Source organism: Dankookia rubra, from assembly GCF_004355005.1.
Lineage (GTDB): Bacteria > Pseudomonadota > Alphaproteobacteria > Acetobacterales > Acetobacteraceae > Paracraurococcus > Paracraurococcus ruber_A.
The window spans coordinates 15,478-35,647 of the sequence record NZ_SMSJ01000041.1 but is presented as its reverse complement, the minus strand read 5'-3'; the positions used below and the strand labels follow the sequence as shown (position 1 = coordinate 35,647).

Below are 20,170 nucleotides of genomic sequence, written 5' to 3'. Positions count from 1 at the left end.
TGCGCCGATGACGCGGCCGCAGGCGGCAGAAGGAAGAACCGGCGTATGTCGGATGCAAGCATCGAGCCTCCCCATCCGACCGGCGCCTGGGTGGCCGCACGCCGGAGGGCGTTCCGCGACGCGGTGGCGGCTTTCAACGCCACAAGGCCGGTCCTGATCCTCGGCCACCACGACGCGGACGGGCTTTCCTCCGCGGCCATTCTGTTCCGGGCGCTCGAACGGAGCGGGCAACACGCCAGGGTCCGGCTGCTTGGTCGCGGCGAGAATGCCTGGTCCCCGGAGATGGCGTCCGAACTCCGCGCGCAGGACATCGGCGGCCTGATCCTGGCCGATCTCGGAACCCGCGCCGAACCGCCGCTTGCTGGCATGGCCACCGTGCTCCTGGACCATCACGTGCCGACCGGCGTCCCGGAGGCGGCGCTGCTGGTCAGCGGCCACGGACTGCGCCCGACGCCCACCACCTCGCTTCTGGCCTGGTGGTGTGCCGGCGCGGTGGCGGAGGTGGACGACCTGCTCTGGCTCGCGGCGCTCGGCATCATCGGCGACATGGAAGAGGCATCGGGCTTCCATGAACTTGCAGCGGCGCGCGAGCGCTGGAGCATCACCGCGCTGCGTCGTGCCGTCTCGCTCATCAACGCCCCTCGGCGAGCGAGCGCCGGCGATGCTGCCCCGGCGCTCGCGCTGCTGCTGAAGGCGGATGGGCCCAAAGCCGTGCTGTCGGGCGAGTACCCCGAAACCGCGGTGCTGCAGGCTTCCAAGGCCGAGGTGCAGGAGGCTTTGGCCGAGGGCCGCCGCGTCGCCCCGCATATCCGCGGTGAGGTGGCCCTGATTCCCCTGCACTCCGCCTGCCAGATCCACCCGCTGATTGCGCAGCAATGGAAAGGGCGACTGAAGGACAAGGTCGTGATCGCCGCCAATACCGGCTACCGCCCGGGTTGGGTGCATTTCGCCGCACGCTCCGGCCAGGACACCGACCTGATCGGCTTTCTTCGCCGGCATCGGCCGGACGGTGCCGATCCCATGAACTACGGCAATGGCCATCCCCAGGCCTCGGGCGGTGCGCTGCCGCCCAGCGCCTGGAACCGCTTCCTGGCTGGGCTTGGCTTTGGCGCGGACCTGGAAGTGCCGGCATGAGCACGCGGCAAACTCCGCCCGCCCCCGCGGCGACGCCGCTCCGCCTGGGCTTTCCGGTGAAGCTGATGGGCGCCCCGGACATCAGGAGCAACGACACGAGGCGCTGGCAGCAAAGCCCGCATTTGAAGGTTTCGCTGGAATACATGGACCGGGCGCTCGACTATCTCGACCGCCACGACATCCGCATGTACCGCCTGTCCTCCGACTTGGCGCCCTATGCTACCCATCCTGACATGCCCCAGTTCCACTCCATGGTGCGCGACAGCGGCGCCGAGCTGCGGGCCCTGGGCACCAAGGCCAAAGCGCTGGATATCCGCCTGAGCTTTCATCCCTCGCAGTTTGTCGTGCTGAACAGCCCTGACCCGGCGTTGGTGGAGAAAAGCATTTGGGATTTGAGCTCCCAGGCGGAGATGTTGGATCGCATGGAGCTTGGGCCCGAGGCTGTCATGGTGATCCACGTCGGGGGTACCTACGGCGACCGCGAAGCCGCCAATGCACGCTGGGTGGAAATTTGGGACAACAAGCTCCCGGAGCACGTACGGCGCCGCCTGGTGCTGGAGCATGACGACCTTCGCTTTTCCGTGTCGGACATCCTTTGGATCCACGAACGGACGGGTGTGCGGCTGATCTTCGACCACCAGCACTTCTGGTGCCTGAACCCGGATGGGCACGACATGCGGGATGCGCTCGGGAAGGTGCTGCGGACCTGGCCCGAGGGCCAGCGGCCGAAGGTGCATTTCTCCTCGCCGCGTACGGAAATGCGGGAGATCAAGCGCAAGGAGAAGGGGACGCGCAAGCTAAAGACCGTGCTGGTCCCGCCGGTGAACACGGGCCACGCCGATTTTTGCAATCCGTTCGAGTTCATCACTTTCATGCGGATCGCGGAGGGGCTCGACTTCGACGTCATGCTGGAAGCGAAGGTGAAGGATTTGGCGCTGATCCGCCTTCGCCCGGACCTGCTGCGCTATGCCCCGGATGTGGCGCAGCGCTTCGGGCTGGAGGCGTCCAAGGCGCCGGCGCTGGAAGCGGAGGAGCAGGAATTCCTTGCGGAGGAAGGGGCGGTGGCCGTTCAGGGAGAAAGTTAGAGATACTGGTCTGACGGGAGCCTGCATAAGCTTGTCATCCGAAGCGGCGTTTGCTGAGCGGGCGTTGCCGCTCTGCGCCGGGATGCCGGTTTGCTCGAAGCAAACGCGGGCCAAGGCTGCCACGCCCTCGCGGATCTCCGCGATGGATGGCAGGGCGAAGCAAAGCCGAAGATGGGATTTCGCTGCCTCCACATCCACCGCCCATTCGGGACCCGGGTTGAACTGAATGCCCCGCTGCGCCACAGGCTTGACCAGCTTGCGCACATCCACCTGCGCCGGCAGCCGCAGCTAGAGAAAAATGCTGCCCTTCGGCACGAAGCACTCGGCGGCCGCGCCGAGCTCGCGTGCCACCGCCTCCAGCATCACGCGCAACTTCTCCTCCAGCAGGCTGGAGAGGGCGGCAACATGGCTGTCGAAATGGCTCGAGAAATACTGCGCCACCAGCATCTGCTCGACCGCGCCGGTGCCCCCGTCGGCCTTCAGCGCGACAAGGCGCGACAGCGTCTCCCAGGGCGCCACGGCATAGGCGGACCGCAACGCCGGCGACAGCGTCTTGGAAAAGGAGCCGATATGGATCACCTGCGCCGGGTCAAGCGCGTAGAGGGCGGGTGGCATCTCTCCGGTATGGCCCATATCAGGTCGGCATAGCACTCGTCCTCGAACACCGGCATGCCGTGTGCACAAACCATCGCCAACAGCTGCTGACGCCGCTCAAGCGGCAGGATGGAGCCGGTGGGATTCTGGATGGTCGGGATGGTGTACAGGTATTTCGTCGTCACGCCACGGGCCTCAGCCTGTCCAGCGTGTCGGAGAGCGCGTCCATGCGCAGCCCCTCATTATCCAGCGGCACCGGCACGGTGGTCACGCCTCGCTTCCTGAGGCGGGAGACGGCGCCCTGGGATCTCAGCTCCTCTACCAGCACCGTGTCGCCGGGCTCCAGAAGCAGGTCATTCACCAGGTCGAGGCCCTGCAAGGAGCCGGAGGTGATCAACACGTCGTCGCCGGTGCAGGCGACGACGCGGTGACGCTTCAGCTTGCCGGCGACCAGGTTGCGCAGCCCTTTGTGCCCGAGCGGCCCGTGGCCCAGGTTGTACAGGGCAAGACCGGCACCCTCGCACCGCAGTGCCGTGGCGGCGGCTTCCGCCAGCGCCGCGACTGGTACCTGCGCTGGGTCGTTATGGCCACCGACGAAGTTGTATTTCGGGAAGCCGGTGAAGCGCGGTGCGGGTGCGGGCATGCCTTCGGAACAGGCGCGCTCAAGCGATCTGCTGGGCGGTGGCTGGGGCGGTCATGGGACGTTCCTGGACGTATTGAACGGCGTTGCGCAGCGTCGCGCGCGGCAGGCTCCCGCGTCGGAGCAGGTCGCGCGACGGCGGTCGTTGGGCCGCAGCGGCATGCGCCGCCCTGGGCGGAGCGTAGTCTCCCTTCGCCTGGCCGTCTTTAGATTGAATGGCAATCCGTATCGAGCATCCGACAAGCCCGAGGGCCGGCGATGTCCAAGGGACATCAGCGCCGCCCACTGCACGCCGCCGCCGCGGCCAATCACCGCGGGCGCTACGCCCTTCGGCATGGCGAAGCAAGGCCTTCCGGCTGACCGCTAGCTCCGCGGCGGCTGGCCGAACCGTCGCCGGCGCTCATCTCCGATCGCCAGCAGCCGTTCCCGATCGTCCGGCCGTACCCGGGCATAGCGCTCGCGCCAAGCTGGATCCTCGGGCCTCCAAGCGAAGGGCAACTGCACCGTGCTGCGCGGCCCCCTGGCGCTCTCCAGCAGGTCGAGGGCCAGCCCCAGGGTCGTCCGCTGCATCTCGCGGTCCCAGGGATGCCCGCAGGGATTCCCGAGGGGGAAGTCGGAGAAGACGAAGCGCGGCACGCCGCAATGCTCGACGATGTCGCGGGCCGACCCGATCAGCACGGTCGGCATGCCATTGGCTTCCAGGTGCCGGGCGACCAGGCTCTCGTCTGGTGGCAGACCGGGCAAAGGGCGGAAAGGATTGCCGCATCGGCCCCATCCTCGCGCAGGCGCCGGAGGATCTCGGGCGCATCCTGCTCGATGGTCTTCTTCTGGCTGTATTCGGTGGTTGCCGCATGGAATCGCGGGGCCAGCCTGCCCAGCCTTCCCGCGGCGACGAAGTGCTGCGCCGCCTCGAGGGGCAGGAAGCTCTCGCGGTCCTCGGTATGGGTCGAGTCCTTGTCCCAGGCGACATCGGTGTCGAAGCTCGCCGGTGGGCTTGCGACCAGGCCGCTCCAGACCTGGCGGCGGTTGCGCGCGTCGCGATGGGAGCGGTCGCCGGGCCCCGCCGTGCTGACCAGCCCGACCGTCCTTGCGCTGAGCGGCTTGCGAAGCGGGGTGAAGGGCACCGCGTCATGCCGCGCCCAGACATAGTCGTTGTCGTAGCCGAGGGCGCGGTAGTAGAGCCGCGTCCGCTCCATGTAGCGAACGGGCGCATCGGTCACAGCCTGTGCCGTCATGGTGTCCTCCCTCTGCCTGGCCCGGTTGCAGGGCCTTGGCGGGACAGTGGCAGGAAAAGGCGGCGCCGGTCTTTCGACCAGCCGCCAAATCATGTCGATGACCTGCCAAGCCGGTGCCGGCGGCTCAGGCCGCGCGCGGCGGCATTCGGCGGCCGGTCTCGCAATAGCTCTTGATCCAGCCGGTCCGATGGCCAGTGCCGGACCAGAGGATAGGGAAATAGCTTTCATCCATGGTCGGGTTGCCGGTGCGCTGGTAGCGACGGTAAATGTAGCCGCACGGGCGGTCGCTGAACCGCGCCGCATTTCTTCAGCGCGTTGAAGGTGGCGATGCCGGCACAGAGGATCGGCGCCGCCTCCTCGGCATTGAGTTCCTCCGGGATCGAGACTAGGCCGGTGCCGCGCGCGGTCATGATCTCAGCATAGCCACCGTCGCGCCTGGACCCCATGACGGGCTGGTTGCGGCAGAGATTGAAGCGCCCCTAGCGACATGGCCTGCCTTGGCCGCCAAGCAGTCCGACGCCGACCCGCTGGCCAGGCTGCCAGATGGACGGCACGCCCTCGCTGAGCGTGACGATGCGGCCAACCACCTCATGCCCCGGCATGCGGGGGAGCTGTCGCGTGGGGTCGGAGTTCTCGATGTCGCCGATATCGGCACCGCAGATGCTGCAGGCCTCGACCGCGATCAGCACGTCACCCGGAGCCGGGTTGGGCACGGGGCGGGTCACGAGCTCGAGCGGGCCCGGGCGCGTCACCTGCACGGCACCGCAGACTCCCGCCATCAGGATCTCCTCGCACTCATCACAGCCGTAGCACTGCGATCTGCACGCGGTTCTTGGCGCGCGGCGCGGTTTCGCCGGGCAGCTCAACCTCATGTTCCTCCCAGGGCCGGGACCGCGGCGATGCCCTGCGCGATCCGTCCGGGGATTTGCGCCACAGCCCGCTGCGCCGCGTCCAGGGCGCCCGCGAGGTAGCCGGGCGCGACCGCGCTGGTCTCGCTGCCTGCCAGGCACAGGCGGCCCCGTCACGCACCGGTGACCCAGGACCCCTGGCGCGGCAGCAGGTGCGTGTCGCCGCGCCGGTCCTCCGCGGCCGTTGTCAGCGGATTCGCGCTCCAATCCTTCAGCAGCGTCGCGTCCTCGCCGTTCTCGGACCCGCGGAGGGAAAGTCGGACGCCCGCATCCTCGAGTGCGACCCGCGTCACCTGCGCGCCGAGGCGGATGGCATCGCCGGGCAGGCCTGCGGCGAGAGCCCGGACCAGTGCACCGGTCCCGCCAGCGAGGCGCATGGATCGGGGGTCCTGCCGGAAGGCCGGGTAGCGTTGCGGCGGGCCGGTACGCGATCACTCGACCATCACGTCGCCCTCGGCACCCTGCGGGAAGGCGGTCAGGCCCAGCTCGCCTACGACGCGGGCCATCTCCGGGTACATCTCGGGCCAGAACCACGATGGCCCGGAGTCGAAGCCGTCCATGGAGGCGCGACCACCCAGCAGGCCGACGAGCACCCCGCAGCCGGTCCCGGCCAGAAAGGTGGCGCGGCGGCCGTGGCGTCGGGCGATGGCGCCAGCTGGCAAGATGCAGGCGGCCAGGCCGACGACGAAGATCGAGATGGGCAGCGTCGCCATCGCCGGGCTCGGCGCCAGGCTGTGGCCGACGATCGCGCCCGTGGCATAGACGACAGTCGAATTGGCACCGGCCAGCGCCTGGGCGATCGTCAGCCGGGCGACGTTGCCGGTCTCATGCTCGAAAGCGATCGGAGCCACGATCCCGTCGACCGGGCAGCTTGGGCGTGTGACATGGGGTTCCGTTCTGTCCATTGGGCGGCCCGATTCAGACCTCCGGGCTCGCGGCCCTGCGGTCATCAGGACGCCTCAAGCGGCCAACTGGCCGAGCCAGCGCGCGGCGAGGGGCGGCGATGCAGGCGACGGTCGAGCAGCGCGCGGGCCCTCATGGCCTCGTCGCTCCGCATGAGGGCGATCAGGCGCATGTCCTCGATCATCTCGCGCTGAGCGCCGCTGCCGCCGATGCGAACCACCTCGCGCGCGACCGGCTTCAGGATGCGCGCACAGTTGGCGTAGTCGGCATCGGCGAAGGCAAGCGCCGCGCGGTAGATCGCCGGCACCACCGGCCCGCGCCGAGGCTGCCCGCCCCAGGCAGTTGCGTCAGGGCTGCAGCGCGGCGTGCCACCGCCTCCCGGTCGCCGGCGGCCGCTTCGAAGATCGCCATATGCGCATCAGCGAAGGCGAAGCCGGCCTTCGGGAAGGCCGGCGCGGCCTAGGCCGCCGCCTGCCACAGCCCCGCGGGGACCTCATGCCCGTAAGCCTGCAGCCGCCAAAGAAAGGAGGCCGTGTCGCTCACCACGTTCACCGGCATGCCCTTCGAGACGGAGGGCTGGACGTGCTCGGCGTAGATCGCCAGCGCACGCTCCGTGTTCCCATGCTCGAGAGCGGCCAGGGCCGAGTGTCAAGCGATGTGGCCATGCAGGGGGTCGCTGCGGTCGTAGCCGGGCAGCCAGCCCGTGATCAGCGCTTCGGCCTCTTCGCTCGCACCAGCCTCGTAGAGCGCGTGCGACAGCGCGTGCGCCGCGTTCGCGTTCGCCTGCCGCAGCTCGAGGCCGCGCTGGGTCAGGGCACGGCCATGCGCGACTGGGCCATTCTCGGCATGCGACCAGCCGCGATAGGTCAGGAACCACCAGTCGTCCCCGGCGAAGTGCCGGGCGTGACGCTCGCAAAGATCCACGCGGGCCTGGTCTTGGTCCGCCATGCCGGAGAAGGCGAAAAGCCCAAAGGCACCGAGCGGCAGCGAAAGTATCAGGATGTCCCGTGGCCAGGCTTCGGTGTGCGCGATCGCCCGCTCCAGCGCCCAGGTCGGCTGGCCGTTGATGGAGAGCGACAGGATCTCGACACGACTCCGCTCCCGTTCGGTTCCGTGTCGGGCGACGATCTCCGTTGCCGCCGCGATCTGCGCCCGGGCCTCCGTCGGCTCGGCGCGGATGGCATGCAGCCGGGCGCGCGCCGCACGGGCAAGGGCGAAGTCCGGATCGGCCGCGGCTGATTCCTTCAGCGCTTCGGCGGCGCCTGGCCAAGCGGAGAGCAAAAGGTCCACGCCCTCCCGGTATCGCTCGACGGCGAGGTCGGAGGTGGTGGAGAGCGGCAGGCCGCGGCGGTCGAGGCGGGCCATGGGGGGTCCTCGCCCTGAAGGCGTGGTCGTCGGTGGCGGCCCGATCGGTCGGGAGCGCCGCTAGCTTCCTGGGGCTTCACGCATACCGGCCCGTTGAGTGTCTGTATTTTGACCGGCAGACAATCCATGTAGAATAGAGGACAAAAAGAGGTTGCTCGCCATGCGATGGGAGACAATCGCCGCGCCCCCCGGGCTCATGGCGCCCCGCCCGATGACCGCGCGGGCGCAGTCCATCCCGGCGCGCCACTATTTTCCGCGCGCGCATGCCTTGCGCCAAGTGGTATACGTCATCTCGGGCGTGCTGACGGTGGCGGTGAAGGGTCAGTCGCTCGTGATCTCGCCCGAACAGGCGATGGGGCTGCCGGCGGGCCTTCGGCACCGCATCGGATCCCTGCTCGGGGCAGAGTTCCGCAGCCAATGAATCGCCGACGAGGCCGGTCGGAGCCCGCCACCTAGCCCGACCGTTGTCAGCGTCTCATCGCTGCTCCCGGCGCTGATCGTCGAGGCCGCCGAGATCGAAGACCAGGAGGACCAAGACGGCTACGCCGGTCGGGTAACGGCGCTGATCCTCGATCAGTTGCGGCGCGCGCCACCCCTGGCCGGGGCGCTGCTATAGCCACGCCACGGCGCGCTCGGGATACTGTGCGAGACGCTTTACGCCGATCCTGCCGATGAACGCGGGCCAGGAGCGCGTTGCCCGTGCCCAGACCGCGGTCACCCAGCGCTCGCACTGATCCGCGCAAGTGGCGCAGCGCAATACCGTGCCCGCAACAGCTTGAGGTAGAGACGCCTCACCGCCTTGCATGGAGGTCCGGATACCGTCCGTCTCAGCTAACGAAGGCTCTGCGGGCTACGTCCACTTATGGGATGGTGACGAGAGCACCTGGACGGCTTAGTTGGGCGCGAACCGGATGTCGCACCCGGGCGCCGCTCATGATTGCTTGCCGTCCACCTCAGCCTTGCTGTCCTGCTGTACGGCCTCAACCTGCCCATAAGGGATAAAAGAACTTATGATCCCGATATCGGCGCTAACTAGGCTGCGACAGCCATTCGGTCGTGCAGAGGTGGTCTGTGCAAAAATCAGGATGGCAGAGCAATGCGGCAACCCGCTGATGACCTTGGCCCAAGCAGACGATGTGCGTGCCGGATTCTCTGCTTCGGCATCCTCGCGGTGGCGGGCTGTGAGAGCAGACAGCCGGCCGCCCGCGCCGGCGCCGCGATAGACAAGGCCGGCACGGAGTCGGGACAGGCAATAGGCCGCGCTGCCACGGCCACCGGCGGAGCTCTGGAACGGGCGGGCGACTGGGTTCGCCGTCGAACGGAATGACTGACTGGGCGAGTCTATGGCAGGACGGATGCAATCCCGACGCCAATGCAATCCCGACGCCGTCGGGGCGAGGACTCAGGATCGAAGTTGTTTACGGATTGGTGGACCTGCTGGGCGGGGCGCTCGATGCAGAAGCTCGCTGCACTCCGTGCACCCTCGCCGCCGCCGCCGCATTCCCCACGTTAAACGATATGGAGTCGAGGCTAGCAGCGGGTTTGTGCGGCACCGCTGGAGGGCGAGCGAACGGTGGCCTGATGGCTCGCTTCCGTCGCCTCACCATTCGCTATGAGCAGCGCGGGGCAATCCACCTCACCTTCGCCACCCTTGCCGTTGCCAATGTCTGTCTGAAACAATCCAGACGGCAGTCCCGGGTGCTCCTTGCCGCGAGTGGCGCCTATGTCGGACGCAGTTTATGCGGCTGAAGGATGGCTGAAGTCGGAGCATGCGCCGAAGCCGTGATCCGGCCGGCGCGGCACCGCTCCGTCCCGCAGGCATGTTCAGGCGCGAATGGCGACCCTCAAGGCCGCCTGGTCGAGCAATTTGTCGACCGCCTCGTTCATCGCCTTCAGTGCGACCTGTCGGAGATCTTCGACCGAGGCAAAGACACCTGTGCTCAGCGACAGTATGCTGCCGTCGACGATGTAGACCTTCTCACGGCCGCGCCAGACCTCCCGCCCCGTCGCGCGCTCGGTGACCACCACGGTGAAATCCGCCGTGGCTTCGCGCCGGACATACTGGTTCGCGTCGAATTGGTGGATGGTGACGGCCAGCAGATAAGGCGCACTGCCGCCCGGCCCGGCATCGAGCCCGCGCGCTGCCAAGCCCGCGGCGAAGGCCTTGCCGACAACCCTGTTTACGGGTTCGTCGGCATGCAGGGCCTTCACCGGGTTGCCGTATCCGCCCCGGATGGTGCCAATCCAGGTCGGGTCCTCTCGTCCGGTGCGGCGTTCATTGGTGACCGGGTTGACAACCTGGACGACGGGTCGCGCCGTGGCGGCACGCTGGACCGCGACCGTAGGCGCATAGGCCATGGGAGACCGGGTGGCGCCGCAGGCGGCAACTGCGAGCAGTGCCGGCAGGACTAGGACAGCGAGGACGCGCATTGGGCCTCGAATGGGGACAATCCAGGCCGTTCACCGTATGGAGCTTTCAGCGGACCAGCAATCGCCGCGTGGCGATGCACCCCTCGGTCAAAGTAATGGCAGCCGGCCTTACTTCATAATTATTGTGGTTACATATCATGTGACTGTTAATGTTGCGAATGGGAGGCCCGTTGAGCGGGTCGGCATGCCATCGCCGATAGCGGGCAGCCGCGCGGCCGGCCCGAAGCCGCCGGCAGGACGGGATGCGGCCAGCGTGCCGGGTTGAGGATCCGTATCGGAACGCGCATCCTCCACCGGACGTAGCGAAAGCCTTCCGGAGGACGCCATGAAACCGACCCGACGCGGCCTCGTCGCTGCGGCCCTGCTCACCGCCGGCGCGCTGGCCGGCTGCGCCCGCACCGCCCCGGTGCAGGACGCCAGCGGCGAATTCCTCGGCCGCGCCCCTCTGGCGCAGCGGGCCGACCAGATCCGCGCCGCCGGCACCGTCCTCGGCTGGCGCATCGACCCCGAGGGCCCTGGGGTGATGCGCGGCACGTTGCTGCTCCGCTCGCACCAGGCGGTTGTGCAGATCACCTACGACACGCAGCGCTTCGCCATCCGCTACGTCTCAAGCACCAACCTCAACTACGAGAACGGGATGATCCACCGCAACTACAACAGTTGGGTGCAGAATTTGCGGAACACCATCATCCAGCAGTCGGTGCCGAAATCCTCCTGAGCCGCGCCGCTCAGCCGAGCCCGCCGCTGATCGCAATGGCTTGGCCGGTGATGTAGCCGGCCCGCTCCGAGGCGAGGAAGCCGACCAGATCCGCCACCTCCTCCGGCTGTCCGGCGCGGCGTGCCGGCACCAGTTGCGCGATGCGCTCGCGCGATATTGCTGCCGCCACCGCCGGGCTGTCGATGATCCCGGGCGCCACCGCATTTGCCGTCACCCCGCGCGAGGCGTATTCGAGCGAGAGCGACTTCACCGCGCCGATCAACCCGGCCTTGGCAGCGGCGTAATTCACTTGGCCGCGGTTGCCGATCAAGCCGGAGATCGAGGAGATCGCCAGGATGCGGCCCCAGCGCGTGCCGATCATCGGCAGCAGCAGCGGCCGCAGCGCCGCGTAGAAGCCGTGCAGCGAGACGTCGATCACGCCGCGCCACTGCGCCTCGCTCATGCCCGCCAGCGGGGCGTCGTCATGCGTGCCGGCATTGTGAACCAGGATCTGCACCGGCCCGCCCTGCGCCAGCAGCGCCTCCAGGGCCGCCGCGGTCGCCGCCATGTCGGTCAGGTCGCAGACGAAGGCCCGGGCCTGGCCGCCCTCGGCGCGGATCGCCGCCGCCACCGCCTCGGCCCGGGCCAGCCCGGCATGCGCATGCACCAGCACCTCCCGCCCATCGGTCGCGAGGCGGCGGCAGATGGCGCCGCCGATCGGGCTGCTGCCGCCGGTCACCAGGGCGCGCCGCGGCGTGCTCATGCCGCCGGCTCCGGCAGGATCACCGCCGCTTGGCCGCTGAGCAGCACCGCGCCGCCGCCGGTGACCTCGAAGCGGTAGATGAAGCCGCGCGCCTCGGCGATCAGCGCCTCGGCGGTGATGCGCAGGCGCCCGGGGACGGTGTCGAGCCGTGCGGCGCCGAGCTGCACCTCGCGCAGGCTGCTGACGAAGCCGGCAGGCTGCGGCGCCGCCGCGATCAGGGCGCCGTGCAGCGCCATGGCCTGCAGCGCGAATTCCAGGCCGCAGACGGCGGGCAGCATGCCGTCCCGCCGCAGCGGATTGTCCGGCGCAGCATGGGCCACCGCCTCGCAGGTGATCCGCTCCGCATTCCAGTCAAGCGCCCGGTCCAGCAGGCACATGCCGCCCTGGTGCGGCACCAGCCGGGCAATGGCCGCATGGTCCAGCGGCGGCGTCAGCACGGCGCGAGTTCCAGCGCCAGATGCGCCGACTCGTCCAGCGGCAGCTGCAGCGCCGCCTCCCGCCGAATGGCCAGGGCGCGCAGCAGCGGCAAGGCGCGTGCGGCGGGGTTCTCCGCTGCCAGCAGGTCGAGCGCATCCGCGGCTGGCGTCGCCTCGGCCGGCGCCGCGACGTACCGCAGCGCCAGCAGGTTGCCGGCCGCGCCCATGGGCCGCAGCAGCAGCGCCGCGGCGAAGGCGCAGCCGGTCGGCCGCACGCGGTCGAGCGGCGGCGCCATTGGCACGTCATATGCGCAGAACAGCACCGGCCGGCGGCGCGTCGCGACCGCCGTCGCCGCCACCAGCAAGCCGGCAGCGAAGCTGCCGTCATGCCCACCCAGGCTGACCGAGGGCGCGGTCGAGCCGACCGCGATGTGCCAGTAGCCGGAGGGCGCGTTGTGCACCGAGTTGTGGAAGGCGGTCGGCGAGATGGCGATGCCAGCCGGGTCGTGCAGCGCCTCGAGGATGCCGCCGACGATGGCGCCGTCGCCATTGCCGCTGGCGAAGACCGTCTCCAGCCCGGCGCGGTCCGGCTCGGCCGCCGTGGCCTCGGCCGCCACGGCCAGGGCCAGCCGCACCGGCAGCCCGGTGCGGCGGCGCTCGGTCGGCGGCAGCAGCCCCGGCGGCGGGGCTGAGATCTCGCCTCGTGCCCAGGACGCACGGCCGGCAAGACAGGCGAGGCTCGCCTCCCAGCCGGGCAGGCCCGGTCCCAGCAGGCCGATCCCATCGACCCGGCACTGGAGGAGGCTCACGCCGGCCCGCCAATCAGCAGGGCGCAGTTGCTGCCGCCGAAGCCGAAGGAGTTGCTGAGCACCCGCCGCATCCCGGGCAGATCGCGGTTGTCCCGCGCGACGGCGCTGCGGAAGTCCGGGTCGGTCGACGCGGCGCCGAGGCAGCCCGGGACCAGCCCGTCCTCGAGGCAGAGCGCGGAGATCAACGTCTCGATCGCGCCGGAGGCACCAAGCGTGTGGCCGGTCCAGGCCTTGGTCGAGCTGCAGGGGACCCGGTCCTGGAACAGGTGATGGACCGCGCGGTCCTCCATGGCGTCGTTAGCTCGGGTCCCGGTGCCGTGCAGGTTGACGTAGTCGATGGCGTCTGGTGCCAGCCCCGCGGCGTCCAGCGCCGCCCGCATGGCCGTCACCGCGCCCAGCCCCTCGGGATGCGGCGAGGACATGTGGTGGCCGTCGCTGCTGGCGCCGGCGCCGAGCAGCAGCGGCGCCCCCGGCGGCGCCTCCGCGGGCCGCTGCAGCAGCACCAGCCCGGCGCCCTCGCCGATCGAAATGCCGTCGCGGTCGACGGCGCAGGGCCGGGTCGGCCCGCCGCGGCTCAGCAGTTCCAGCGCGGCGAAGCCGTGCAGCGTCATCCGGCAGAGCGTGTCGACCCCGCCCGCCACCGCCGCGTCCACCACCCCGGCGGCGATCAGCGCCGCCGCCTCCATCATCGCCCGGGCGCCGGAGGTGCAGGCGGTGGAAACCGCGATGGCTGGGCCGCGCAGGCCGAGCCGGGCGCGGACATAGCGCGGCAGCGCCTGCAGGTCCTGGGTGCGGGCGTAATCGAAATCCGTCGGCAGGGCGCCGCCGGCTGGCTCGCGCCGGCGCCAGGCCTGCTCGGTCTCCTCGATGCCGGCGGTGCTGGTGCCGAGCACCACGGCTATGCGCTCGGCGCCGTGCCGCTCCCGCGCCGCCTGGACCGCGGTGGCGAAGCCGTCGGTGCCCAGGGCAAGCTCTGCCAGTCGGTTGTTGCGACAGGCGAAGCCGGCCAGCGCCGCGGGGATCGCCACCGCCTCGAGCCCCGGCACGCGGCCGATCCAGATATCCTCCGGCATGCCCTCCAGCGTGCAGGGGCGAAGGCCGGTCCGGCGCTCATGCAGCGCCGCGCGCAGCGGCGCGAGGCCGGCGCCCATGGCCGTGACGGCGCTGCAGGCGCCGAGCGCCAGCGGCCACAGGGGAGCGGGTTCAGGCATCAGCAAGGCGCGGCGCCAGCATGCAGGCCAGCAGAAAGGCACTCGCCACGCCGCAGCTCACTGTCAACCCGATGCCGCGCAACACCGGCGTGCCGCAGAGGGAAAGCAGCCCAAAGGTCAGCAGCGTGCAGGCGGCACAGTTCAAGACGGCTCCCAGGGCAACCTCGGCGTCGCTGAAAGGGTCGGGCGCCCGCGCGAGGAAGAGAGAATAATCGATCGCCAGACCGGCAAGCAACAGCAGGGAGGCGAGGTGGAAGAGCGTCAGCGCCTCCCCCAGCACCGCCAGCGCGGCCAGAGTGACCAGCAGCGCGCCGCCGATCGGCGCCGCCACGCGCAGCGCGGCGCCCGGCCCGCCGAGCCCGAGCGCCAGAAGGCCGAGCGCCACGCCGCCGCCGGCCAGCGCCCAAAGCAGCGTCGCCCGGCCGTAATCCGTCAGCAGTCCCTCCGTCTCCGCCTTGACGTCGACCAGCAGGATGGCCGGGTCGCCGAGCGCCGCCACCGCCGCGGCCAAGGCCGCCGGGTCGCGCACCCCCTGGGCCAGCGCCACGCCGCGCACCGTCCCGTCCCGCCGGGTGAGCAGGGGCGAGAGCCGCGCCGCGAGCGTCGGCGCCTCCTGCGCCAAGCCGGCCGTGGTCAGCGGCGGCAAGGCCCGGCTCTCCGCCAGTGCGGCGAGGAAGGGGGCAAAGGCGCCGGGCCGGAAAGGCAGGCCCTGTATCGCCTCGCGCAGCGCCGCCTCGGCCGCGTCCGCCCCAGGCAGGGCGGCGCGGCGGGCCTCCTGCGTCGCCGGGCCTGGCAGCCAGCGGCTCGGCAGGTCGAGCGCCTCCAGCGCCCCCTCGGGCCCGAGCAGCGGCCGGATCGCGGCGCCGAGCCGCTCGGAGGCCGCCAGCACCGCGGCCTCCGTCCCCGGGCCGACGGCGATGATGAGCCGCACATCGGGCGCGCCGAGCTGGCGGCGGAGCTCGGCATCGAGCGCCTGGGCCGCGGCCGGCACCGGGCTGAGCGCGGCGATGTCGCGCTGCCAGCGTGGTCCGCCCGACGCCGCCAGCACCAGCAGCGCCACCACCACCAGGCCGAACGCCAGCCGGCGCCGGCCCCGCAGCGCCCGCAGCGCCGCGGCGACCGGGCGCGGCATCGGCTGCGGCGCGATCCGCGCCCGCGGGACCAGCGCCGGCAGCACCCAGCGCGTCACCGAGGCAGCGGTGAGCAGCCCGCTGCCGGCGAAGACGCCGAGCTGCACGAGGCCGGGGAAGCCCGAGCCCAGCATCGCCGCCAACCCCGTCGCCGCAGCGGCGGCCGCCAGGCGCAGGGTCGGCCAGATGCGCGCGGCGGCGTCGGCGAGCGCCTCCCCGGGCCGGCGCAGGCTGACCAGCAGGATCGGGTAGTCCACCGTCACGCCCAGCATGGTCATGCCGAAGCCGAAGGCGATGCCGTGCGGCGCCCCACCCGCCACGAGCGCCGTGGCGGCGAAGCCGGCCAGCGTGCCGGCGCCGAGCGGCACGGCGACCAGGCCGAGCAGCAGCAGCGAGCGGTAGCGCCACCACAGGAAGCCACCGAGCAGCCCGAGCGAGGCCAGGCTGATGAGCTCGACATCGCCGCGGATCGCCCGGGCGGCCTCGGCGCCGAAGACGCCGGGGCCGCTCAGCAGCAGCCGGGCCGGGCCGGGCCGGGCGGCGTCGTAGGCGGCGCGGAAGGCGGCGATCGCCGCCTGCTGGCTCGCCGCGTCCAGCCCGCCGCTGCCGGCGATGCGGGCGAGCAGCAGCGCGCGCGGCGGCCCCTTCCCGGCGGCGAGCCAGGCGCCGTCGCGGGTCTCGACCCGTGTCTCGCCGAGGAATTCCCGGGCGAGGCCGAGGAAGGCGCCGGTCGGGTCGGCAAAGCCGAAGCGGGTCAGCAGCGGGGAGGCGGCGGAGCGCAGCCCGTCGAGCAGCGCCTGCAGCCGCTCCCGCAGCGCGGCGGCCGTGAAGGCCTCCGGCCGCGTCTCCGGCGAGAGCAGGTAGCGGTAGCGGAACAGGAAGGCCTGCTCAGCCTCCGAGAGGCTGAGCGTGCCGTCGCCGATGAAGTCGAAGCGGCCGGAGGCGCGCAGGCCGGCCGCGGTCTCACGCGAGATCCGCGCAAGCTCGGCCGGCGGCGCTCCCTCGATGCCCGCCAGCAGCAGGGTGGTGGCGGCGCCGCTCTGCAGTTCCCGGACCAGGAAGGCGCTGGCCGGGGTGCGGCCGGCCGGCAGGAAGTCGGCAAGATCGGTGCGCAGGCCGATGCCGAGGCCGAGCGCCGCGCCGAGCCCGGCGAGCGCCGCCAGCGCGAGCAGCAGGCGCCTCAAGGCTGGGGGGTGATCCGCATCCGGGTGACCCCGCCATTGCCCTCGGTATCGACCTCGAGCATCTGGGCGCCGCGGCCGGCGAGGCGGATGCGCTGCACCGCGGCGCGGACCCGGAGCGAGAGCGGCACGAGGTCCATGCGCCAGGCGCCCTCCGCCGCACCCGCGAAGCCGACCTCGTAGTGGCGCCGCAGCGCCGCAGCATCGCCCGCCAAGGTGCCGCGGATCGCCTCGACCAGTGCCCGCATCTCCGGCTGGTCCTCCAGGCTGAATTCGCGGTGGATGCCGCGGTCGGGGCGCGCATAGTCCAGCCGGCCGCCCTCGACCCGCAACACCTCCTCGATCGGGCTGGTGGTCCGCTTCTCCAGCCGGTCGGGCGCCTGCCAGGCGAGCAGCCCGGTGCTCGGCAGCGGCAGGTCGAGCTCGGGGATCGCCTTCTCCTCGGTGAAGGTGGCGCGGGATTCGGGCAGCGCGGCGAAGCGGCGCATCAGCGCCTCGAAACCCGGCTGCTGCGCCCGTGCCGGTGCCCAGGGCAGCAGGGCCAGCAACAAGAAGCCGCGCCGGCTCATGTCGCGTCCCGCCGCCAGAAATCGTAGAAGTTGAACCAATTGTAAGGGTGCTCGCGGCAGAGCGCCTCGAGCCGCTCGGCATAGCGGCGGACGCGTTCCGCGATGGCGGCCTCGCGGCCGGCTCGGCTGGGCGGCAGCGGCTCGGCGAAGGGCTCGAAGCGGACCTCGTAGTGGCGCGGGCCACGCCAGATCCCGAAGGCGAGCATGACCGGTGCGCCGAGCACCGCGGCCAGCAGGTGCGGCCCGGTCGGCAGCGGCGCCGGCTGGCCGAGGAAGGGCACCTCCAGCACCCGCTCGGCGCGCGGCGCCCGGTCGGCCAGCAGCCCGACCAGCCCGTTCCGCTGCAGGCATTCCTGCGCCCGCAGCATCGACTCCGCCGTGCCGAGCGGGATGACCGCGGCGGTGCGGGCAGTGCCACCGACAGCGTCGAAGACCGCCTTCAGCCGGGCCGCATTGGCCTCATGCATCATGATCGCCAGCTCGACCGGGCAGCCGCGGTCGGCGACCAGGCGCAGCGCCTCGAAGCTGCCGAGATGCGCGCCGAAAATCAGGCAGCCGCGGCCCTCGGCGATCTGCGCCTGCAGCGCCTCCAGCCCATGCACCTCGACGCGGTAGCGCTCCGCGCGGCCGCTGACCAGGAAGGCGCGGTCGAGGATGGTGGAAGCGAAGGTGAAGTAGAGCCGGTAAAGGTCGCGCAGCCCCGGCCGGCGGCCGAGCGCCCGCGCCAGATAGGCCCGGGCGGCGGCGCGCGGTCGCGGCGAGGCGAGCAGGAAATAGCCGGCGATGGGGTAGAGCAGCAGGTGGCCCGGCCACCAGCCGATGCCATGCACCAACCAGAGCATGAAGCGCGCCAGCGTGACGCTGCCGCGCTCCGGCACCCGGGTCCATTCCGGCCGCGTCCGCTCCGCGGCCAGGGCTTCGGCGTTCAGGCGGGTGGCCATGCGAACTCACCGCTCAACACGGTGGTACCGCGGCAGCGACAGGCGAAGCCGAGCCTGCCGGGGCCCGGCACCAGGTCGATCTCGATCGCGTCGCCCGGCAGCACGGGGGCCAGGAACTTTGCCCGCCGCAGCAGGCCCTGGCCAAGCCCGGCCGCCTGCATGACCGCATCCAGCAGCAACACGCCAGGCACGATCGGCCGGCCGGGGAAATGTCCCGGCAGCGCCGGATGGTCGGCCGGGATGGTCACGCGGGTAGCCGGGCCGGCCAACGGCGCGGTCATCCGTTCCTCGCGGTCGTCAGGCGCAGATCCGACAAGGCGCGCTGCGATAACTTGCCCAGCCGGTCGCGCGGCAGGCTCGGCACCAGCCACACCGGACGCGGCAGGAACAGTGGCTCCAGCTTGGCGCGCAGCCCGGCCAGGATCTCCTGCACCGAGCGGCCAGGCGCCACGACATAGGCGGCGAGCCGAGCCGCCGGGTTGCGCTCGATGTCGTCCGGCGCCACGAAGACGCCGTCCCGCACACCCTCGACCTCCAGCAGCCGCCGGTTGAGGTCGGCCAGCGAAGCACGGCGGCCGGCCAGCTTCACCATGTCGCTGCGCCGGCCAAGCAGGCGGAAACGGCCACCCGGCCCCGCCTTCAGCAGGTCGCCAAGCCGGACCTCGCCGAGGCCGGGGACGTAGACGCCCTCGGCGCGGCATTCGACGCCGCGATAGGGCAGCCAGTCGGCTTCCTGGATGGTGCGGCGGCTGGCCATCGAGCCGGCCTCGGTGGCGCCGTAGATCTCCAGCATCGGTGCGTGCCAGTCGCGCTCCACCGCGGCGGCGATGCCGGCCGCCAGGGGTGCGGTGGCGGAGATGACGGCCGCGAGGGGGGCCGGCCGGCGGCCCTCGGCCAGCAGCGCGCGCAAATGGAGCGGCGTGGTGACCAGCAGCCGCCGCGGCGGCAGCGCGGCGAGCGAGTCGAGCACGTCGGAGGGAAAGAAGCTGGCGCCGGCATAGATGGTGACCGCAGCCTGCAGCGGCAGCATGATCGTGGTCTCGAAGCCATACATGTGCTGCGGCGGCACGGTTGCCAGGATGGTGGCCCGGGGGCCGTCCGCGGCGCGCAGTGCGAAACGCTCGGCGGCCGCGCTTGCAGCGGCGACTAATGCGCCCCAGGGCTTCGGATGCGCAGTCGGCTCGGCGGTCGAGCCCGAGGTGAAGCCGACCGCGACGATGCGGTCGAGCGGAATGGCGGGGACTGGCGGCAGCGGGCCGGGAACGGGGGGCTCCGGGTCGAGCTGGATTGCCACCATGGGAAGTCCATTGGGCGCGGTGCCATCCGCCAGGACGTAGCAGCCGGCATGCGTCGCCGCGAGCAGGCCCAGCCGGGCCGGCGAGGCATCGGCGTTGAGCAGCGTCACATGGCCGCGCAGCAGGGCGGCGACGAAGCCGACCAGCATCCGGTAGCGGTCGGCGCAAAGGTTGATCGCATGCGCCTCCGCTGCAGCCGGCAGCCGGGCGGCCAGGGTGGCGGCCTCGGCCAACAACTGGCCGACGGTGATCGCCCGACCGGCGCGGCGGCAGACCACGTCGGACATGGGCCGGTCGATCAGTGGCCAGGCGAGCCCCTGGCCAACTAGGTCAGGCGGCATGCCTGACCTGCCGGTGGCACCGATAGATGGCTTGGAGCGTCCGCAGCGGCGTGACTCGGCCGAGTTCAGGGAAGCAGCACCGGCGTAGCACATGCTCACCGAAGAAGAGGGCGGTGCAAAGCGCCGGCTGCAATAGCCAGAGCGGCGCGGCCGGGAAAAGGCCGAGTGCGGCGGCCAGGAAAGTCAGTGCGAAGCCGCCGAGCAGCACCGCCCAGGCAGCGGTCAGCCGGCGGGTATAATGGCCGTCCGGGTCGGGCAGGCCGGCCGCGTCGAAGCGGCTGTAACGGGAGATCAACGGCTCGGCGCCCGGTCGCAGGGTCCAGCCGAAGCGGATGCCTGCGGCGAGGCTGCCGAGCGCGGCGAGCAGGGCGGGCCCCGCCTCCCCCGCCAAGCGCAGGATGGCGGCGCCGCCGGCGGACTCCAGGGCAAGGAGCAGCGCCAGCGCCAGGAAGGCCGGCCCGATCGAGGTGGCCGGTCGGTTCCGCAGTGCTGCGACGCCGGAAGAGGGCGCGGCCGCCATGCC

The 20,170-nt window shown here is 71.3% G+C and carries 26 protein-coding genes; 4 read left to right on the top strand and 22 right to left on the bottom strand.

Features of this window, described 5'->3' with window-relative positions:
• Nucleotides 1-45 precede the first annotated feature (45 nt).
• Together E2C06_RS22980 and uvsE are read left to right on the top strand one after the other, a co-directional pair.
• On the top strand, nucleotides 46-1,134 hold the full coding sequence (locus E2C06_RS22980) for a DHH family phosphoesterase (RefSeq protein ID WP_206664654.1): 1,089 nt from the start codon (nucleotides 46-48) through the stop codon (nucleotides 1,132-1,134).
• A 65-nt stretch (nucleotides 1,135-1,199) separates the two neighbouring features.
• On the top strand, nucleotides 1,200-2,219 hold the full coding sequence (gene uvsE / locus E2C06_RS22975; protein WP_241671426.1) for a UV DNA damage repair endonuclease UvsE: 1,020 nt from the start codon (nucleotides 1,200-1,202) through the stop codon (nucleotides 2,217-2,219).
• A 288-nt stretch (nucleotides 2,220-2,507) separates the two neighbouring features.
• On the opposite strand, the gene E2C06_RS38815 is transcribed toward uvsE, so the two are convergent.
• The 11 genes from E2C06_RS38815 to E2C06_RS38795 form a co-directional block, all read right to left on the bottom strand.
• A complete protein-coding gene (locus E2C06_RS38815; RefSeq protein ID WP_206664653.1) occupies nucleotides 2,508-2,834 on the bottom strand; it encodes an aminotransferase-like domain-containing protein in 327 nt (108 codons plus the stop codon).
• Nucleotides 2,795-2,998, bottom strand: coding sequence for an aminotransferase class I/II-fold pyridoxal phosphate-dependent enzyme (locus tag E2C06_RS40850; RefSeq protein WP_206664652.1), 204 nt, complete (start codon nucleotides 2,996-2,998; stop codon nucleotides 2,795-2,797). Before E2C06_RS40850 ends, E2C06_RS38815 begins: the two co-directional genes overlap by 40 nt.
• A complete protein-coding gene (locus E2C06_RS38805) occupies nucleotides 2,995-3,456 on the bottom strand; it encodes an aminotransferase class I/II-fold pyridoxal phosphate-dependent enzyme (RefSeq protein WP_206664651.1) in 462 nt (153 codons plus the stop codon). The genes E2C06_RS40850 and E2C06_RS38805 overlap by 4 nt, the downstream gene beginning before the upstream one ends.
• Before the next feature lie 360 nt (nucleotides 3,457-3,816).
• Entirely contained in the window at nucleotides 3,817-4,140 is a 324-nt protein-coding gene (locus tag E2C06_RS22965) for a hypothetical protein (protein ID WP_133290934.1), read from the bottom strand.
• Nucleotides 4,125-4,688, bottom strand: coding sequence for a glycine/sarcosine/betaine reductase selenoprotein B family protein (locus tag E2C06_RS22960; protein WP_133290933.1), 564 nt, complete (start codon nucleotides 4,686-4,688; stop codon nucleotides 4,125-4,127). Before E2C06_RS22960 ends, E2C06_RS22965 begins: the two co-directional genes overlap by 16 nt.
• A 224-nt stretch (nucleotides 4,689-4,912) precedes the next feature.
• A complete protein-coding gene (locus E2C06_RS39635; RefSeq protein ID WP_241671425.1) occupies nucleotides 4,913-5,098 on the bottom strand; it encodes a hypothetical protein in 186 nt (61 codons plus the stop codon).
• 69 nt (nucleotides 5,099-5,167) lie between these two features.
• Nucleotides 5,168-5,467 carry an alcohol dehydrogenase catalytic domain-containing protein gene (locus tag E2C06_RS39630; protein ID WP_241671424.1) on the bottom strand — a complete coding sequence of 100 codons (300 nt, stop codon included), beginning with the start codon at nucleotides 5,465-5,467 and terminating at the stop codon, nucleotides 5,168-5,170.
• Nucleotides 5,468-5,709: 242 nt separating this feature from the next.
• Entirely contained in the window at nucleotides 5,710-5,973 is a 264-nt protein-coding gene (locus E2C06_RS22950; protein WP_133290932.1) for an FAD-dependent oxidoreductase, read from the bottom strand.
• Nucleotides 5,974-6,027: 54 nt separating this feature from the next.
• A complete protein-coding gene (locus E2C06_RS22945; protein WP_241671423.1) occupies nucleotides 6,028-6,447 on the bottom strand; it encodes an MFS transporter in 420 nt (139 codons plus the stop codon).
• Between the two features lie 98 nt (nucleotides 6,448-6,545).
• Complete coding sequence (locus E2C06_RS38800; protein WP_206664650.1) at nucleotides 6,546-6,806, bottom strand: hypothetical protein; 261 nt, start codon at nucleotides 6,804-6,806, stop codon at nucleotides 6,546-6,548.
• Between the two features lie 341 nt (nucleotides 6,807-7,147).
• Nucleotides 7,148-7,864, bottom strand: a complete 717-nt coding sequence (locus E2C06_RS38795; RefSeq protein WP_206664649.1) for a hypothetical protein — start codon at nucleotides 7,862-7,864, stop codon at nucleotides 7,148-7,150.
• A 160-nt stretch (nucleotides 7,865-8,024) separates the two neighbouring features.
• Here E2C06_RS38795 and E2C06_RS38520 point away from each other — a divergent pair, with 160 nt between their 5' ends.
• Nucleotides 8,025-8,285 (top strand): cupin domain-containing protein, encoded by a 261-nt coding sequence (locus E2C06_RS38520; protein WP_193560492.1) that lies wholly within the window; start codon nucleotides 8,025-8,027, stop codon nucleotides 8,283-8,285.
• 1,403 nt (nucleotides 8,286-9,688) lie between these two features.
• On the opposite strand, the gene E2C06_RS22930 is transcribed toward E2C06_RS38520, so the two are convergent.
• A complete protein-coding gene (locus E2C06_RS22930) occupies nucleotides 9,689-10,222 on the bottom strand; it encodes a YajG family lipoprotein (protein ID WP_133290931.1) in 534 nt (177 codons plus the stop codon).
• Nucleotides 10,223-10,619: 397 nt separating this feature from the next.
• Between E2C06_RS22930 and E2C06_RS22925 the strand changes: the two genes are divergently transcribed.
• Nucleotides 10,620-11,012, top strand: coding sequence for a hypothetical protein (locus tag E2C06_RS22925; RefSeq protein WP_133290930.1), 393 nt, complete (start codon nucleotides 10,620-10,622; stop codon nucleotides 11,010-11,012).
• A 10-nt stretch (nucleotides 11,013-11,022) separates the two neighbouring features.
• Here E2C06_RS22925 and fabG read toward each other — a convergent pair whose 3' ends face one another.
• The 10 genes from fabG to E2C06_RS22880 are packed head-to-tail and all read right to left on the bottom strand — an operon-like array spanning nucleotide 11,023 to nucleotide 20,167.
• Complete coding sequence (gene fabG, locus E2C06_RS22920; protein WP_133290929.1) at nucleotides 11,023-11,754, bottom strand: 3-oxoacyl-ACP reductase FabG; 732 nt, start codon at nucleotides 11,752-11,754, stop codon at nucleotides 11,023-11,025.
• The gene (locus tag E2C06_RS22915) at nucleotides 11,751-12,191 is read right to left on the bottom strand and encodes a 3-hydroxylacyl-ACP dehydratase (protein WP_133290928.1); all 441 of its coding nucleotides are present in this window, start codon (nucleotides 12,189-12,191) and stop codon (nucleotides 11,751-11,753) included. Before E2C06_RS22915 ends, fabG begins: the two co-directional genes overlap by 4 nt.
• Nucleotides 12,185-12,979, bottom strand: coding sequence for a beta-ketoacyl synthase chain length factor (locus E2C06_RS22910; protein WP_165982593.1), 795 nt, complete (start codon nucleotides 12,977-12,979; stop codon nucleotides 12,185-12,187). The genes E2C06_RS22915 and E2C06_RS22910 overlap by 7 nt, the downstream gene beginning before the upstream one ends.
• Complete coding sequence (locus E2C06_RS22905) at nucleotides 12,976-14,190, bottom strand: beta-ketoacyl-ACP synthase (protein ID WP_206664648.1); 1,215 nt, start codon at nucleotides 14,188-14,190, stop codon at nucleotides 12,976-12,978. The genes E2C06_RS22910 and E2C06_RS22905 overlap by 4 nt, the downstream gene beginning before the upstream one ends.
• Nucleotides 14,183-16,504 (bottom strand): MMPL family transporter, encoded by a 2,322-nt coding sequence (locus tag E2C06_RS41220; protein WP_165982592.1) that lies wholly within the window; start codon nucleotides 16,502-16,504, stop codon nucleotides 14,183-14,185. The genes E2C06_RS22905 and E2C06_RS41220 overlap by 8 nt, the downstream gene beginning before the upstream one ends.
• Nucleotides 16,501-17,070, bottom strand: coding sequence for a LolA-related protein (locus E2C06_RS37815; protein WP_165982591.1), 570 nt, complete (start codon nucleotides 17,068-17,070; stop codon nucleotides 16,501-16,503). The genes E2C06_RS41220 and E2C06_RS37815 overlap by 4 nt, the downstream gene beginning before the upstream one ends.
• Nucleotides 17,067-18,011, bottom strand: a complete 945-nt coding sequence (locus tag E2C06_RS22895; protein WP_133290925.1) for an LpxL/LpxP family acyltransferase — start codon at nucleotides 18,009-18,011, stop codon at nucleotides 17,067-17,069. Before E2C06_RS22895 ends, E2C06_RS37815 begins: the two co-directional genes overlap by 4 nt.
• A complete protein-coding gene (locus E2C06_RS22890) occupies nucleotides 17,996-18,292 on the bottom strand; it encodes a 3-hydroxyacyl-ACP dehydratase FabZ family protein (protein ID WP_206664647.1) in 297 nt (98 codons plus the stop codon). The genes E2C06_RS22895 and E2C06_RS22890 overlap by 16 nt, the downstream gene beginning before the upstream one ends.
• On the bottom strand, nucleotides 18,289-19,647 hold the full coding sequence (locus E2C06_RS22885; protein WP_165982590.1) for an AMP-binding protein: 1,359 nt from the start codon (nucleotides 19,645-19,647) through the stop codon (nucleotides 18,289-18,291). The genes E2C06_RS22890 and E2C06_RS22885 overlap by 4 nt, the downstream gene beginning before the upstream one ends.
• The gene (locus E2C06_RS22880) at nucleotides 19,637-20,167 is read right to left on the bottom strand and encodes a hypothetical protein (RefSeq protein WP_133290923.1); all 531 of its coding nucleotides are present in this window, start codon (nucleotides 20,165-20,167) and stop codon (nucleotides 19,637-19,639) included. Before E2C06_RS22880 ends, E2C06_RS22885 begins: the two co-directional genes overlap by 11 nt.
• Between the last annotated feature and the right edge of the window lie 3 nt (nucleotides 20,168-20,170).

Coding starts and splice junctions, on each gene's coding strand:
- E2C06_RS38520 (WP_193560492.1), top strand. CDS start 8,025: ATGCGATGGGAGACAATCGCCGCGCCCCCCGGGCTCATGGCGCCCCGC.
- E2C06_RS22880 (WP_133290923.1), bottom strand. CDS start 20,167: ATGGCGGCCGCGCCCTCTTCCGGCGTCGCAGCACTGCGGAACCGACCG.
- E2C06_RS22960 (WP_133290933.1), bottom strand. CDS start 4,688: ATGACGGCACAGGCTGTGACCGATGCGCCCGTTCGCTACATGGAGCGG.
- E2C06_RS39630 (WP_241671424.1), bottom strand. CDS start 5,467: ATGGCGGGAGTCTGCGGTGCCGTGCAGGTGACGCGCCCGGGCCCGCTC.
- E2C06_RS22905 (WP_206664648.1), bottom strand. CDS start 14,190: ATGCCTGAACCCGCTCCCCTGTGGCCGCTGGCGCTCGGCGCCTGCAGC.
- E2C06_RS22885 (WP_165982590.1), bottom strand. CDS start 19,647: ATGCCGCCTGACCTAGTTGGCCAGGGGCTCGCCTGGCCACTGATCGAC.
- E2C06_RS22895 (WP_133290925.1), bottom strand. CDS start 18,011: ATGGCCACCCGCCTGAACGCCGAAGCCCTGGCCGCGGAGCGGACGCGG.
- E2C06_RS22980 (WP_206664654.1), top strand. CDS start 46: ATGTCGGATGCAAGCATCGAGCCTCCCCATCCGACCGGCGCCTGGGTG.
- E2C06_RS22890 (WP_206664647.1), bottom strand. CDS start 18,292: ATGACCGCGCCGTTGGCCGGCCCGGCTACCCGCGTGACCATCCCGGCC.
- E2C06_RS22925 (WP_133290930.1), top strand. CDS start 10,620: ATGAAACCGACCCGACGCGGCCTCGTCGCTGCGGCCCTGCTCACCGCC.
- E2C06_RS38795 (WP_206664649.1), bottom strand. CDS start 7,864: ATGGCCCGCCTCGACCGCCGCGGCCTGCCGCTCTCCACCACCTCCGAC.
- E2C06_RS38805 (WP_206664651.1), bottom strand. CDS start 3,456: ATGCCCGCACCCGCACCGCGCTTCACCGGCTTCCCGAAATACAACTTC.
- E2C06_RS38815 (WP_206664653.1), bottom strand. CDS start 2,834: ATGCCACCCGCCCTCTACGCGCTTGACCCGGCGCAGGTGATCCATATC.
- E2C06_RS37815 (WP_165982591.1), bottom strand. CDS start 17,070: ATGAGCCGGCGCGGCTTCTTGTTGCTGGCCCTGCTGCCCTGGGCACCG.
- E2C06_RS39635 (WP_241671425.1), bottom strand. CDS start 5,098: ATGACCGCGCGCGGCACCGGCCTAGTCTCGATCCCGGAGGAACTCAAT.
- uvsE (WP_241671426.1), top strand. CDS start 1,200: ATGGGCGCCCCGGACATCAGGAGCAACGACACGAGGCGCTGGCAGCAA.
- E2C06_RS22965 (WP_133290934.1), bottom strand. CDS start 4,140: ATGCCGACCGTGCTGATCGGGTCGGCCCGCGACATCGTCGAGCATTGC.
- E2C06_RS22930 (WP_133290931.1), bottom strand. CDS start 10,222: ATGGCCTATGCGCCTACGGTCGCGGTCCAGCGTGCCGCCACGGCGCGA.
- E2C06_RS22950 (WP_133290932.1), bottom strand. CDS start 5,973: ATGCGCCTCGCTGGCGGGACCGGTGCACTGGTCCGGGCTCTCGCCGCA.
- fabG (WP_133290929.1), bottom strand. CDS start 11,754: ATGAGCACGCCGCGGCGCGCCCTGGTGACCGGCGGCAGCAGCCCGATC.